The organism is Asanoa sp. NPDC049573 (genome assembly GCF_040676615.1).
GTDB lineage: Bacteria > Actinomycetota > Actinomycetes > Mycobacteriales > Micromonosporaceae > Asanoa.
Window position 1 is genome coordinate 30,719 of record NZ_JBFAPI010000007.1, and the last position, 13,707, is coordinate 44,425.

The 13,707-nt window shown below is 71.7% G+C and carries 14 protein-coding genes; 5 read left to right on the top strand and 9 right to left on the bottom strand.

The genetic code is table 11. The features are described from left to right. Window positions 1–51: 51 nt before the first annotated feature. Both AB0J74_RS17650 and AB0J74_RS17655 read right to left on the bottom strand, forming a co-directional pair. Window positions 52–1,623 carry a recombinase family protein gene (locus tag AB0J74_RS17650; RefSeq protein ID WP_363448995.1) on the bottom strand — a complete coding sequence of 524 codons (1,572 nt, stop codon included), beginning with the start codon at window positions 1,621–1,623 and terminating at the stop codon, window positions 52–54. Between the two features lie 53 nt (window positions 1,624–1,676). Then, window positions 1,677–1,892, bottom strand: coding sequence for a sigma factor-like helix-turn-helix DNA-binding protein (locus tag AB0J74_RS17655; protein WP_363449625.1), 216 nt, complete (start codon window positions 1,890–1,892; stop codon window positions 1,677–1,679). 42 nt (window positions 1,893–1,934) lie between these two features. Here AB0J74_RS17655 and AB0J74_RS17660 point away from each other — a divergent pair, with 42 nt between their 5' ends. Together AB0J74_RS17660 and AB0J74_RS17665 are read left to right on the top strand one after the other, a co-directional pair. Beyond that, complete coding sequence (locus AB0J74_RS17660) at window positions 1,935–3,605, top strand: ABC transporter ATP-binding protein (RefSeq protein WP_363448997.1); 1,671 nt, start codon at window positions 1,935–1,937, stop codon at window positions 3,603–3,605. Continuing rightward, complete coding sequence (locus AB0J74_RS17665; RefSeq protein WP_363448999.1) at window positions 3,602–5,338, top strand: ABC transporter ATP-binding protein; 1,737 nt, start codon at window positions 3,602–3,604, stop codon at window positions 5,336–5,338. The genes AB0J74_RS17660 and AB0J74_RS17665 overlap by 4 nt, the downstream gene beginning before the upstream one ends. 26 nt (window positions 5,339–5,364) lie before the next feature. Here AB0J74_RS17665 and AB0J74_RS17670 read toward each other — a convergent pair whose 3' ends face one another. Further along, a complete protein-coding gene (locus AB0J74_RS17670; protein WP_363449001.1) occupies window positions 5,365–5,664 on the bottom strand; it encodes a YiaA/YiaB family inner membrane protein in 300 nt (99 codons plus the stop codon). Between the two features lie 90 nt (window positions 5,665–5,754). Here AB0J74_RS17670 and AB0J74_RS17675 point away from each other — a divergent pair, with 90 nt between their 5' ends. Then, window positions 5,755–6,387 (top strand): response regulator transcription factor, encoded by a 633-nt coding sequence (locus tag AB0J74_RS17675; protein WP_363449003.1) that lies wholly within the window; start codon window positions 5,755–5,757, stop codon window positions 6,385–6,387. Here AB0J74_RS17675 and AB0J74_RS17680 read toward each other — a convergent pair. Then, window positions 6,384–8,051: a Na+/H+ antiporter gene (locus tag AB0J74_RS17680; protein WP_363449005.1), complete on the bottom strand. Its 1,668-nt coding sequence runs from the start codon at window positions 8,049–8,051 to the stop codon at window positions 6,384–6,386. The two genes, AB0J74_RS17675 and AB0J74_RS17680, sit on opposite strands and share 4 nt — an antisense overlap. A 93-nt stretch (window positions 8,052–8,144) precedes the next feature. Between AB0J74_RS17680 and AB0J74_RS17685 the strand changes: the two genes are divergently transcribed. Together AB0J74_RS17685 and AB0J74_RS17690 are read left to right on the top strand one after the other, a co-directional pair. After that, window positions 8,145–9,140 carry a sensor histidine kinase gene (locus AB0J74_RS17685; protein WP_363449007.1) on the top strand — a complete coding sequence of 332 codons (996 nt, stop codon included), beginning with the start codon at window positions 8,145–8,147 and terminating at the stop codon, window positions 9,138–9,140. Between the two features lie 24 nt (window positions 9,141–9,164). Next, window positions 9,165–9,473, top strand: coding sequence for a hypothetical protein (locus tag AB0J74_RS17690; protein WP_363449009.1), 309 nt, complete (start codon window positions 9,165–9,167; stop codon window positions 9,471–9,473). A gap of 15 nt (window positions 9,474–9,488) precedes the next feature. On the opposite strand, the gene AB0J74_RS17695 is transcribed toward AB0J74_RS17690, so the two are convergent. The 5 genes from AB0J74_RS17695 to AB0J74_RS17715 all read right to left on the bottom strand — a co-directional run bounded on the left by AB0J74_RS17695 (window position 9,489) and on the right by AB0J74_RS17715 (window position 13,494). Continuing rightward, complete coding sequence (locus AB0J74_RS17695; RefSeq protein ID WP_363449011.1) at window positions 9,489–10,310, bottom strand: aquaporin; 822 nt, start codon at window positions 10,308–10,310, stop codon at window positions 9,489–9,491. Window positions 10,311–10,521: 211 nt separating this feature from the next. Then, complete coding sequence (locus AB0J74_RS17700) at window positions 10,522–11,460, bottom strand: NADP-dependent oxidoreductase (RefSeq protein ID WP_363449013.1); 939 nt, start codon at window positions 11,458–11,460, stop codon at window positions 10,522–10,524. 89 nt (window positions 11,461–11,549) lie between these two features. Then, window positions 11,550–11,975 (bottom strand): hypothetical protein, encoded by a 426-nt coding sequence (locus AB0J74_RS17705; protein WP_363449015.1) that lies wholly within the window; start codon window positions 11,973–11,975, stop codon window positions 11,550–11,552. A gap of 145 nt (window positions 11,976–12,120) precedes the next feature. Further along, window positions 12,121–12,876 carry an SAM-dependent methyltransferase gene (locus AB0J74_RS17710; protein ID WP_363449017.1) on the bottom strand — a complete coding sequence of 252 codons (756 nt, stop codon included), beginning with the start codon at window positions 12,874–12,876 and terminating at the stop codon, window positions 12,121–12,123. Between the two features lie 93 nt (window positions 12,877–12,969). Next, entirely contained in the window at window positions 12,970–13,494 is a 525-nt protein-coding gene (locus AB0J74_RS17715) for a lamin tail domain-containing protein (protein WP_363449019.1), read from the bottom strand. Between the last annotated feature and the right edge of the window lie 213 nt (window positions 13,495–13,707).

Genomic DNA, 13,707 nt, shown 5'->3' on the forward strand with positions numbered 1-13,707 from the left:
GCCGGGCCGTACCCAGTCAATTGCCTGGCCCGACATCCGCGCAATGAAGAGCTACGCCGCGTCCTGTCCAGACTGCGCCCGGAACCGCCACGTCCACTCCAGCCGGTGAGCTCCGAAGGGCGCCCGGTTGCCTTTGCCGGCCCGCAACAGTTTAATGTCCGCCACCAGACGGATGACCTCGCGCTTCACCGCGACCTCATCACCCAACTCGGCCCATCTGCGCGCGGCGTGTTCGCCGATCATCCCGCGCAGCACCGGCGGGATCCCCGCCTGCTCCGCCCGCTGCTCGTGCTCGGCGATCTGCACGGTCAACCCTTTCTCCGCGCGGGCGTAGGCGACCGCGGACACCTCGCCCTGCTCGCCCAGCCTGCGCCAGTCCTCCAGCTCCTTGCGCAGCCGCGCTGCCTCCGCACGGGCTTGGGCTGCCTGCTCGTCGCCCCCTGACAGCGACGACAGCACATCGCTGGTCTCCGGCAGTGACAGCCACGCCACGACTGTCCGCTCCACGTACTCGTCCAGGAACTGCGCCTTGACGGCCGCGCACCGCTTCCTCAGGCACGAGTACACCCGGCCTTCCCATCCATGCCGGCTCACCCGCCCGGACGAGACTGGGCCGCCGCACACCCCACACGCCACGATGTACGACAACAGGTGAACCGCCCGCCCGGCCCGGGTCGTCTTACGCGACGGGTCCTCCAACAGACGCACACACGCCCAATAGGTTTCCTCATCCTTGCCGGCCAGCAGCGCCGGCCAGTCCCCGTCCCCGATCACCTCGCCCCGGAACACCCGCTTGCCGATGTAAGCCGGGTTCATCACCTGCTTGCGGATGATCCCGCGCCGCCATGTCTTGCCCTCCGGCGACGGGACGCCCTTGGCGTTCAGCTGCTCTTCGATCGTGATCAGCGGAACGCCGGCCGCGACCTTCGTGAAGTTGTCCCGGACGATCCCGGCGTGGCTGTACTCGGTGATCGTCCCGTCCGCGCCGACCGCCGTCCGAATCTCGGTGTCCGGCTCCTGCCGCAGCAGCGCTTTGGTCCGCTGGTCATAGATCCGCCGGTACCCGTAGGTCACCTTCCCGTGCGGCCGGCCCGCCTCCGCGGCCAGCGCCACCCCACGCAACACGTTGTCCCGGATCGAGTCAGCCAACCACTCCGCCTGCACAGCCTGGAAACCAAGCATCATCCGGTCGTTCTTGTCCCGCAGGTCATACAGCACCCCGCCTACGAGCCAGAAGAACAAGCCGACCTCGGTGCACATGTCCCGGATCCGCACGTACACCGCAAGGTCTCGTTCCTTGCGGGAGATCTCCCACAGCACCAGCACGTCACCCTTGCCCGCGCGGATCTGCTCGATCAGCAACTCGAACTCCGGCCGATCCTTCGTCGCGTGCCGACTCGCGGAGCGATGGTTGTCCGTGAACGAACCGGCGTCCGACCAGGATCGCTTGGTGATCTCGGCAAGGTTCAGCTTGCCCTGGTCGCCGACGCTCTTGCCCTGCTCTTTCTTGTCCTGACTGGCCCGCTGGTACCGCAACGCCCGCACGTCGACACCGCCGGCCAGCAGCGCGTCCTTGCTGTCGAAGCGAACCCGGTTCCCGGACCGGGCGACCCGCCCTACCATCGGAAACGCCCCCTGCGATCGATGACCCTGAGTATTGACATCGACCTTAGCATCTAACGTTCCTTAGGAGTGCCGACCGGCCAGCCGACTTGGGCGGCGACCGCGGCCTCCGGCAGGTCGTCGAGATAACGCAGCACGACCACCACCCGGGTACGCGGCGGCAGCCCACGAAGGGCCGCGCCATGGCATCCCGGCGCACCACCCGTTCGGCGGGCGGTGGAAACGTTGCGGCGTTTCGATATCCGGTTGGCGCACGCCGGAACTCGCAGTTAGCCTCTCCTAACTTTCTTGAGCGGGGGATGACACCAGCCATGGCGGACCACACCCGCCGGCTGGTCGGCGACATGTTCCGGCGGCAGCGCCGCGGCGTCGCGCTGACCACCGGCTTCTGGGCGATGCACCAGATCTGCGAGGCCCTCGTGCCGGTCGCGATCGGTGTGGTGATCGACCAGGCCGTCGGCACCGGCTCCGGCGCGGCGATGATCTGGTCGCTGGTCGGCGTGTTCGCCCTGTTCACCGCGCTCACCATGGGCTGGCGCAGCGGTTTCTGGTTCATCTCCAAGGCCGGGCAGGAGGAGTCGCATCTGCTGCGGATGGCCGTGGTGCGGCGGCTGATCACCGGGCGGGGAATCAGCACCGACCGGCAGACCGGCGAGCTGCTCTCGATCGCGACCACCGACACCCAGGCCGCGTCGCAGTTCCTGGAGCTGGGCAGCCGGGCGGTCGCCGCGTCCGTCGGTCTGGTCGTCTCGGTCGTGGTGCTGCTGCGGATCGACTGGTCGCTCGGCATCGGCCTGGTGGTCGGCGTCCCGGTGCTCGTGCTGGCGCTCAACGCGCTCGGTCCGCTGGTCGAGCGGCGCACCTCGGCGCAGCAGCAGGCGATCGGCGAGTCCGCCGCGACCGCGTCCGACCTGCTGACCGGGCTGCGGCCGCTGCGCGGGTTCGGCGGCGTCGACGAGGCCGCCCGGCGCTACCGCACGGCCAGCCGCACCTCGTTGCGGGCCAACGTCGGCGCGGTCAGGGCCGGCGCGGCGTTCATCGGCGTCTCGACGTTCACCACCAGCCTGCTGATCGCGGTCGTGGCCGCGCTGTCGGGCTGGTTCGCCCTGCGCGGCCGGATCACGATCGGCGAGCTGATCACGATCGTCGGGCTGGCCGCGTTCCTCACCGACCCGGTGCTCAACCTCGCGCGCTGCGTCCTCGAATACGCCACCGTGCGGGCCAGCGCGACCCGCGTCGCCGAGATCATCTGGGCGCCGGCCCGCACCGGGTCCGGCACCGAGCCGGCCGTGGCCGGCCCGCTCGCCCTCGACGACGTGCACACGCCGGGCCTCGACGGGGTCAGCTTCACCGTCGACCCGGGCGAGTTGCTCGGCGTGGCGACCACCGAGATCTCCGCCGCGGACGCGGTCACCGAGGTGCTCGCCGGCACCCGGGTGCCGCAGCGCGGAAAGGTGACGCTGGCCGGCATCCCGCTGGCCGACCTCGACGTCGCCTCGCTGCACCGGGCCCTGCTGGTCGAGCCGCACACCGTCGACCTGTTCGGCGAGACGCTGCGCGAGGCGTTGCGCACCAGCGACGACCAGGACGACGCGGCGATGGCCGCGGCCATGGCGGCGGCGTCGACCGGCGATCTGGTCGCCGGTGGCCGCGGGCTCGACCACGAGTTGCTCGACCACGGCGTCAACCTCTCGGGCGGGCAACGGCAGCGGCTCGCGGTGGCCCGCGCGTTGCTGGCCGACCGGCCGGTGATGGCCTTCCGCGACCCGACGACCGCGGTCGACGCGGTCACCGAGCACGCCATCGCCGAGGGCATCCGCGAGCATCGGTCCGGGCGGGCGACCGTGCTGGTCACCACCAGCGCGCCGCTGCTCGACCGCTGCGACCGCGTGGTGTTCGTGCACGGCGGCCGGGTCGCCGCCACCGGAGGGCACCGACAATTGCTCGAACTCCCGGCGTACGCGGATGTGGTGTTGCGATGACGGCTCTCCTGCCCGTCGCCGGCGGCCGGGCCACCGCCGGCGCGTTCGGCCGCAAGCTACGCCGCTATCCCGGTCTCGGCCTCGCCGCGGTGCTGTCGTCGGCCGCGGCCAGCGGTGCGGCGGTCGCCGTGCCGATCCTGCTCGGCCGGTTGGTCGATCTGGTCGCCGCGCAGGGGGCGACCCGGTCACTGCTGGCCATGGCCGGCTGGATCCTGGCCGCCGGCCTGGCCGCCGCCGTGCTGGTGGGCGTCTCGCGCGCTCTAGTCGCCGAGTGGGGCGCGCGGGCCTGCGCCGACCTGCGCGAGGAGGTGCTCGACCACGCGTTGCGGATGGACGCGGCCCGGCTGGAAGCGGCCGGCGCCGGCGACGTCGCCTCCCGGGTCACCGACGACGTCGAGCGGGTCACCGACGCGACCCGGCTCGCCGCCGAGGTGTTCGCGGCGCTGGTCACCGTCGCCATCACCTTCGCCGGTTTCGCGACCCTCGACTGGCGGATCGCGCTGGCGTTCCTGGTCGTCTTCCCGCTGTACGCGATCAGCCTGCGCCGGTTCATCCCGCAGGCCGAGGCCCGCTACGCCGCCGAACGCCGGGCCGTCGCGGCGCGCACGCAGAGCCTGCTGAGCACGTTCACCGGCGCGCGCACCGTGCACGCCTACGGCATGGAGGAGCGGCAGAGCGCCCGGGTCGACGCGGCGTCGCGCGGCGCCGTCGACGCCCGGCTGCACGCGGTGCGCGGGTTTCTCTGGTTCGCCAACGTGATGAACTACGCCGAGGCCCTCGGCCTCAGCGCCGTGCTGCTGACCGGGTTCCTTTTGGTGCGCGCGGACGCGACCACGGTCGGCGAGGTGACCGCAGCCGCGCTGCTGTTCCACCGGCTGTTCGGCCCGCTCGGCCTGCTGCTGCTCACCTTCAACGACGTGCAGTCGGCCGGCGCCGCGCTGGCCCGGCTCGTCGGCGTCGCCGAACTGCATATCCCCGCGCCGTCGGGGCGGGCCGTCGCACGCCGGCCGACCGACGTCGTCGCCACCGCGGTCCGGCACCACTACCCGGGCGGCCCGGCGGTGCTGCACGACGTGTCGATCGAGATCCCGCCCGGCCAGTCCCTGGCGGTCGTCGGCGCGAGCGGCGCGGGCAAGACCACGCTGGCGGCGATCCTCGGCGGCGTCTTCCCGGCCACCGGCGGCGAGGTGCGGCTCGGTGGGCGGCCGATCGGCGACCTGGCACCCGACGAGCTGCGGCGGCTGGTCGGCGTGGTCACCCAGGAGGTGCACGTGTTCGCCGGCACGCTGGCCGACGACCTGCGGCTGGCCGCGCCCGACGCGACCGACGACGACCTGCTCGCGGCGGTCAAGCTGGCCGGCGCCGACGCCTGGGTCGCCGCGCTGCCCGCCGGTCTGGCGACCCGGGTCGGCGACGGCGAGCACCCGCTCACCGCCAGCCAGGCGCAGCAACTCGCGCTGGCCCGGATCGCGCTGGTCGACCCGCCGGTGGTGATCCTCGACGAGGCCAGCGCCGAGGCCGGCAGCGCCGGCGCCCGCCAGCTCGAGCAGGCCAGCGCCGCCCTGCTGCAGGACCGCACCGCGGTCGTGGTCGCACACCGGCTGACCCAGGCCCAGAGCTGCGACCGGATCGCCGTCATGGCCGACGGCCGGATCGTCGAGCTGGGCACGCCCGCGGAACTGATCGCCGCGGGCGGCGCCTACGCCACCCTCTGGGCGGCCTGGCACAACTGAGTCAGGCACCCTCGCCGCGCTCGCGGCTAGTCAGGTATTCCGGCATGGACCTTGAACGGGTCGTGCTCGGCGAGCAGCTTGTCGAGGCGGGCCTGGTCGACCCGGCTGACCACCTCGGTCGACTCCTGGTGGTCGCGCACGCACTTGGCCAGCGTGAACGACGAGGTCACGACGTAGAGCAGGCTCAGCGCGAGGAACGCGCGAATCCAGCTGCCGACGGGCAGGTAGACGATCGCGACCGACGCCGCGAACAGCGAGATACCGAACGAGAGCGCCGCCTGTACGAAGAACGCCGTGGTCGTCTTGCGGGCAACGGGAGCAGTCATGCCCTCCACCGTCACCGGTTGGGACTGCCCGCGCCTGAGCGGCGGTACTCACCGGTGGGGAGTCACGCACTCACCTGGCATGGTTGGTGCGTGACCGACACCCGGATCCTGCTCGCCGACGACCACGCGCTGGTCCGCCGCGGCGTGCGGCTGATCCTCGACGGCGAGCCCGGGCTGACCGTCGTGGCCGAGGCCGCCGACGGAGCCGAGGCGATCGACCTCGCCCTGGCGGAGCGCCCGGACCTGGCGGTGCTCGACATCGCGATGCCGCGCCGCACCGGGCTGCAGGCCGCGCGCGAGCTGTCCCGGTCACTGCCGGAACTGAAGATCCTGATCCTGACGATGTACGACAACGAGCAGTACTTCTTCGAGGCGCTCAAGGTCGGCGCGTCCGGATACGTGCTCAAGTCGGTCGCCGACCGCGACCTGGTCGCCGCCTGTCGGGCCGCGATGCGCGACGAGCCGTTCCTGTATCCCGGTGCGGTCAGAGAGCTGGTCCGCCAATACCTGGCCGGCGTGCCGGCCCGGGCCATCACCGACCGCGAGGAAGAGGTGCTCAAGCTCGTCGCCGAGGGCCACTCGTCGCGCCAGATCGCCGACCTGCTCTACATCAGCGTCAAGACCGTCGAGCGGCACCGGGCCAACCTGCTGCAGAAACTCGGCCTGCGCGACCGTCTGGAACTGACCCGCTACGCGATCCGCGTCGGGCTGATCGAGCCCTAGCGCGGGCGGTCCGGCAGCAGCCGCTCCTCGTGGTCGAGCTCGCGCTGCAGCACCCGCAGCCCCTCGTCCGGCAGCCGGCCCGCGTCCCGCCAGCGCAGCAGTTCCTCGCGCTGCGCGTCGATCGCCGCGCGGCGGATCCGCAGCCCGGCCTCGTAGCCGGGCGAGACCGGCACATCCTCGGAGTCTGAATCCCGGAGCAGGTCGATCCGACCCTGGTAGCGGGCCAGGCGCGCGTTGAGCTGGCCACGGGTGGCTGCGATCGCCCGGACCTCGTCGGGATCGTTCTCTGAGGCGACCTCGGTGAGCCGTTCCAGTGCCGCCTCCACCGAAGCGGACCGCGCCTCGTTGCGCAACATGGCCTGGTCGGACTTGTTGGCCCGCAGACCAAGTGCCCGCACCAGCGGCGCGAAAGTCAGCCCTTGCCCGACCAGGGTGACCAGCACGACCACGAACGTGCAGAACAGCAGCAGGTCGCGGTCGGGGAACGGCGCGCCGCTGTCGGTCGTCAACGGCAGCGAGAAGATGGCGGCCAGGCTGATCACGCCGCGGGTGCCGGCCCAGCTCAGCGCCACCACCTCGCGCCCGGGCAGGCCGATCCGGTGCCGCTGCGCCACCACCCGCGGCTCGGCGGTGTCGGCGTCGTCGCTGATCAGGCGGGTGTGCAAGGACCGGGGCAGCGACTGGGTGAGGATCAGCCACACCGGCCGCAACAGCAGCACCACCCCGACGCTGACCGACACGGCGATCAGGATGGTCGATGTCTCGTAGTCTTCGAGGCCGCGCACGACGCGGGGCAACTGCTGGCCGATCAGCAGGAACACGAAGCCCTCGAGCAGGAAGTCGACGAGTCGCCAGACCGCCGTGGTCTGCAGTCGGCTCGCCCCCGAGCCGGTCAGCGGCGCGTAGTGGCCGATGATCAGGCCGGCGACGACGACCGCGAGCACGCCCGACACGTGCAGCTCCTCGGCCGCCAGGTAGGCCCCGAACGGCGTGACCAGGGAGATGGCGTTGGCGGTCAGCGGGTCGTCGCGCAGCTTGCGCAGCAGCCGGACCAGGTAGGCCACCGCGCCACCGACCAGCACACCACCGGCCGCGGCAAGCGCGAACTTGCCGATCGCCGAGCCCCACGAGAACCCTTCGCCGACGGCGGCGGCCACCGCGACGCTGAGGATGGTCAGCGCCGTCGCATCGTTGAGCAGCCCCTCACCCTGGATGATCGTGAGAAGTCGCGGCGGCAGGCCGACCCTGCGGCCGACGCCGAGCGCGGCGACCGGGTCGGGCGGCGCGATCGCAGCGCCGACGGCGATGCCTGCCGCGAGCGTCGCCCCGGCGACGAACCACTGGAACCCGATGCCGATCACCAGCGCGGTGAAGAGCACCAGCACCACCGAGAGGCTGACCACGATCCGCACGTTGCGGCGGATCGCAAGCAGCGACGAGTCGAGGGCGGCGCTGTAGAGCAGTGGTGGGATGACGAACGTCAGGATGATTTTCGGGTCCAGCTCGATGTTGGGCCCCGGCAGCACCGCGTAGACGATGCCGATGAGCGGCAGCAGGGCGGCCGCGGGCAGGCTGGTGCGCTCCGCCACCCACCGGACCAGAACCACCACCGCGACCCCGGCCAGGACGAAAATCAAGATCGTTTCGACGCTCACCGGTTCCATTCTCCAGACCGCGGCGGCGATCGAATGGGTGGCAGCACCCATTTAGCCGTGCCGGGTTGGACGCCGGGGCGGATCGACCCGCAAGCTCGTCGGGTGCCCCTGTTCTGGCGGATCTTCCTGCTCAACGCCGCGGTGCTGTCCGCGGCGACCACGCTGCTGCTGTTCACCCCGGCCAGCGTCTCGACCGCGGCCACGCCGGCCGAGGCGGCCCGGGTGTTCGCCGCCCTGGCGGTGATGCTGCTCGCCAACGCGGCCCTGCTGCGGGTCGGGCTGGCCCCGCTGGCCCGGCTGACCCGCACGATGGCGACCGTCGACCTGCTGCGTCCGGGTCGCCGCCTGGCGGTGACCGGCAACTCGGGCATCGCCGCACTGGTGCGCAGCTTCAACACCATGCTCGAACGCCTCGAGGCCGAGCGGGCCACCAGCGCCGGCCGCGCGTTGACCGCGCAGGAGGACGAGCGGCGGCGGATCGCCCAGGAGTTGCACGACGAGGTCGGGCAGAGCCTGACGGCGGTGCTGCTGGAGCTCAAACGGGTCGGCGACCACGCGCCCGAGGAGGTGCGGGCCGAGTTGCGCGAGGTGCAGGAGACGACCCGCAACAGCCTCGACGAGATCCGCCGGATCGCCCGCCGGCTGCGCCCCGGCGTGCTGCACGAGTTGGGCCTGACCAGCGCGTTGCGGTCGCTGGCGACGGAATACTCGACCCGCGGCGTGAGCGTCCGGGCCCGGATCGAGCCCGACCTGCCCGACCTGGCCGAAGACGCCGAACCCGTGTTCTATCGGGTGGCGCAGGAGGGGCTGACCAACACCGCCCGGCACGCCCGGGCCGAGCAGGTCGAGCTGAGCCTGCGGCGCACGCCGGGCGGCGGCGTCGAGTTGCTGGTCCGCGACGACGGCCGGGGCCTGCGCGGAGCGCCCGAGGGTGCCGGCATCCGCGGGATGCGGGAGCGCGCGCTGCTGGCCGGGGCCGAGTTGACGGTCGGCGCCAGCCCGGCGGGCGGCACCGAGGTGCGGCTGCGGCTGCCGGCGCGTACTCCCGAGATGGGTGTCGCCACCGATGCGGAGCCGGCACCGTTGGCGCGAGGCTGAAGGCCCCCGCACCCGGAGGCCCCGATGACAGTTGCGCTGATCGGTCGCGACCTCAAGGACCGCGACAACCGCCCGGCCGGCAAGATCCGTGCCGTCTACCGCTATCCCGTCGAGCTGGAGATGCCGTGGGGCGTCGCCGCGGTGGTCCGTGGCCGGTTGCTGCGCTCGATCCACCTCGTCGACCTCGAAGACGCCGACATCGAACCCGACGGCGTACGCGTGCCGCATGCGCGCCACACCATCACCAGCGCGCCGCACTTCGTCCCGCTGGTCGGCGAAACCCTCTCCGAGGGCCATGCGGCCCGGGTCCGCGACCACTACCGCGGCGGCTAGGCGGCGCCTCGCTGCCTAGAGAGCCGCGTCGTCGCCGTCGGCGAGGAGGCCGCGGGCCGCTTCTGTGCCGGCTCTGGTGGCGCGGCCTCTGAGGATCCATTCGAACGTGACCGCCGCCAGCGCTCCGAGCAGTGGGCCGACGACGTAGATCCAATAGTGGGAGAGGTCCCCGGCGACGAGCATGGGACCGAAGGATCGTGCCGGGTTCATCGACGCTCCCGTGACCGGTGCTGCCCAGACGGAAACCAGCCCGATGTAGCCGCCCACCGCGAGCGCGGCGTTCGGGCCGATGTTGCGCGCGCCGGAGGCGGTGCCGAGGATCACGCTGACCAGGCCGGCGGTCAGGATCAGCTCGGTGGATACGGCCACCCAGGTGCCCACCTGCGGTGTGGGCAAGGTGGCGCCATTGATGATGCCGCCGTACATCCATTGCAGGACAAGCGAGGCGAGGATGGCTCCGGCGAACTGGGCGACGATATAGCCGGGCACTCGCAGCCACGGGAAGTTGCGGCGCACGGCGAAGGCCAGGGTCACGGCCGGGTTGAGATGGGCGCCGGAGATCGTGCCCATGAAGAAGATGATCGCCAACACCATGACGCCGGGCGCGAGTGCCTTGGTGGCGAGAGTGAGCTGCGCGCCGAAGGCGGTCGCCCCGATGACGCCGGCGCCGGCGGCGACCAACACCAGCAGGAAGGTGCCCCACGCCTCGCTGAAAAGGCGGCGGTATTCCAGCCGGGGATCGTCGAACTCGACGGCCGCCTGGTGTTGTCGCGCAACGCGCCGGGCCAGCCAGGCCATGACCGGCTCGCCCGTGGAGGAAGGACTCCGCTCAGCCATGTGCGCCCCCGTGCCCCGTCAGCAGGCCAAGTCAACCAGTTCCGCCGCACCGGTGTCGTCGGGACACGCCAACGACCCAGCTCGGCGGCGATGCCGCGGATGCTGCACCCGGCCGCGTATGAGGCAGACCCCCGGGCGTTCCGGGCGGGCGAGCCGCCGTCGGCGGCCGGCCACCCATCACCAGGTTGACCAACGTCCCTTGGCCGTACAACTAGGCGACGTGAATGACGATTTTGCCGTGCCGGCCGTGTTCGGCCAGAGCGGCATAGCCGGCTCGGGTCTCGCTCAGCGGCACCACCCGGTCGACCACCGGGGTCAGCCGGCCGCGGTCGACGAGCTCGGCGATCGAGCGCAGTTCGGCGGCGTTGGGCTCGACGACGAAATAGTCGGCGCGCACGCCCCGCCGATCGGCTTCGTGCTGGTCCGGCGGTGTGGCCAGGGACACCAGGATGCCGCCCGGCTTGAGCACCGACCACGACCGCTCCTGGGTGGCGCCGCCGACCAGGTCGACGACCACGTCGACGTCGCTGAGGTGGTCTTCGAAGCGGTCGTTCTGGTAGTCGAAGACCCGCTCGGCGCCCAGGTCCATGACGAACTCCACGTCGGCGGCCGAGGCCGTGGCGCTCACGTGTGCGCCGAGGTCGGCGCCGAGTTGCACCACATAGGAGCCCACACCGCCGGCACCGCCCTGCACGAGCACCTGCTGGCCGGTCAGCACGTCGCCGTGGTCGACCAGCGCCTGCAACGCGCTCAACGCGGCCAGCGGCAGCGCCGCCGCGTGGTCGTGGTCCACTGTGGTCGGTTTGGCGGCGACGACGTCGGCCCGAACCGTGAGGAACTCGGCCGCGGCGCCGTCGCCGGTGAACGGGATCAACCCGTAGACCTCGTCGCCGACCGCCGCGTCCCGCACCTGCTCGCCGGTCGCCGCGACGACGCCGGAGAACTCGTGTGCCGGGATGATCGGTGTGCGGTCGGGCGCCGACTCGTCCGAACTGTGTGTCCAGGTCTCCGACCAGGTCAGCTCCTGCGGGGTGATGGCGGCGGCCTTCACGGCCACCAGCACCTCACCGGGCCCCGGTTCGGGCCGCGGCGCCTCCTCGTACACGAGCTGTTCCGGGCCGCCCCTGCGGTGTGCCCGTACGGCATGCATGAACGCCATTGTTCGCCGCATCCCGGCCGGCGTCAGGCGTTCGCCGACACGGCGCGTCCGGTGTCGCACCGGACGCGCCGGTTGCCCGATCAGATGTCGACCCACCCCGTGCAGGTCCAGAAGCCGTAGTTGATCGCGTAACACACGTGGTGCTGGTCCTGGCTGGCCGCGCCGGACCACCAGCCGTCGACCGCGGCGGTGTTGTACTCGCCGTACGGCCCCTCGATGTTGATCTGACGCCAGGAGGTGATCGAACCGCCCTCGCGTCGCTCGACCCGGATGTTGAACGTGATGCCGGCCTCGGCGTACGGGTGCGTCTCGACCAGCCGGCCGTAGTAGGTGCAGTTCGCCGTTCGCTCCAACCGGACCGTGGTGTGCGTGGAAAGCATCATGTAGCCGCGCTCGGCCGGGTTGCACGAGCCGGCCGCCTGCGCGCTTCCCGCAACCAGGCCGGTGGCCACCAGCACCCCGGCGACCACGACGGCCGCAAGGCGGCCAAGGAATCCCTGTCTCATCCGCGTTCCCCTCCCGACGGTGGCGGGTCGATCGGCCCGCGGCAGGACACTCGCGCGTCGTCCTATCGGCGGGCCATCCGGACCCGGCGGCGGCGATAGGCCGCTCGACCGCGTTGCCCACTTCCCGCACGCCGTGGGTGACGCGCTAGGTCGCGGGCTTGGCCTCGATCAAGGTGCGGGTGGAATGGGCGACGAAAGCGCCGTGCTCGCGGATGTGGCCGTCGAGGCTTTCGAGCGCGGCGCGATAGCGGTCGACGCTGAAGTCGGGCACCCACCAGGTGCACTTGCGCAGGATGTAGACGACCGCGCCGATGTCGAAGAACTCCATCCGGCAGCGGGCGGTGCGCAGGTGGGTGATCCGTAGGCCGGCGGCACGCGCCCCGGCGGCCTCGCGCTCGGGGTCCCGGCCCTGGCACTCCCGGCGCTGCGGACCGAGGAACCACTCGATCAGCTCGAACGCGGACGAGGGCCCGACGTGTTGGGCGAAGTAGGTGCCATCCCCGGCCAGCACCCGGGTGATCTCGACCCAGTCTGGGCGCACCGGGTGGCGGCTGCTCACCAGCGCGAAGCCGGCGTCGGGGAACGGTAGCGGCTGGCCCTGTCGCGCCGTGACGACCTCGACGCCGCGCGGCGAGAGCAGGCGGCGGGCGCGATCGGCGTTGGGCGGCCAGCCTTCGGTGACCACCATCCGGGGTGGCAGGTGCGGCATCTCGGCGATGACCTCGCCGCCACCGGTGTCGATGTCGAGCGCCGAGTCGACCCGGGCCAGTCGCGCGGCCAGCAGCCGCGCGTACCCCCACGGCGGTCGCTCTTCGGTCGCCCGCCCGTCGAGCCAGTCGAAGCTCCACCCGGCCACGTCGACCGCCGCGGCCTCGTCGACCAACTCTCCGAATGCGCGCACGTCAGTATCTTCCTGGCGCCGTCAATCGGATTGCGCTTTCGCGAAGGGGCTCCCGGCAGCACCAGCCGCCGGGAGCCCGTCAAGCCGATCGAGCTAGCAGGCGACGCGGATGCGGCCGGGCTGCTGACGGTAGGAGCAGGAGTCGATCGCCCGCCCGCGCGGCCCGCTCAGCACGGCGGTGTCGCCGTTGTTGTTCCAGATGTAGTTGCGGCTGTTCCAGTGCACCACGTTGCCGGAGGTGCGGCCCGGGCCGGTGGCCAGGCGGACCCGGCCGCCGTCGCCGTCGATCCAGGTGTTGCCGAACGTGTAGACGTGGCCGTCGCGGTCCTCGATGGAGTAGCCGCGCAGGTTCACCGGCCGGCGGCCGTTGTTGACGATGGACACCCACTCGGCGTTGAGGCTCGCGTTGCTGCGGTCGTCGCGGCCGGGCGAGTCGTACTGGATGGACGCGATCATGAGCTGCGACGCCGGCGGCGTGTGCGGCCGGGAGTGGGGCCGGTTCCCCCCGTGCGTCGGGCCGCCGCCTCCGTGCGGTCCGGCCGAGGCGGGTGCGGCGCCGATGGCAACGGCGCCGAGAGCGATCAGAGAAGCAGAGACGATGCCGACGATCCTTCGCACGAGTTTCCTCCGGAAGTGCTGGGGCTAGCTGGTGTCCTAGCTAGTTACGGACATCTAGCTGTGAATCGGGAGGAAAACGCCGAAACGATTTGCCCTATAAGTCGGTTTCATCCGATTGCGTTCGCCGGAAAGGGCACGTCGGGTTGTCCGCCCGGTCATCCGGCGACGGCCGTTGGGCATGATGGCAGGGCATCCGCGCACGGGGAGGCCAAG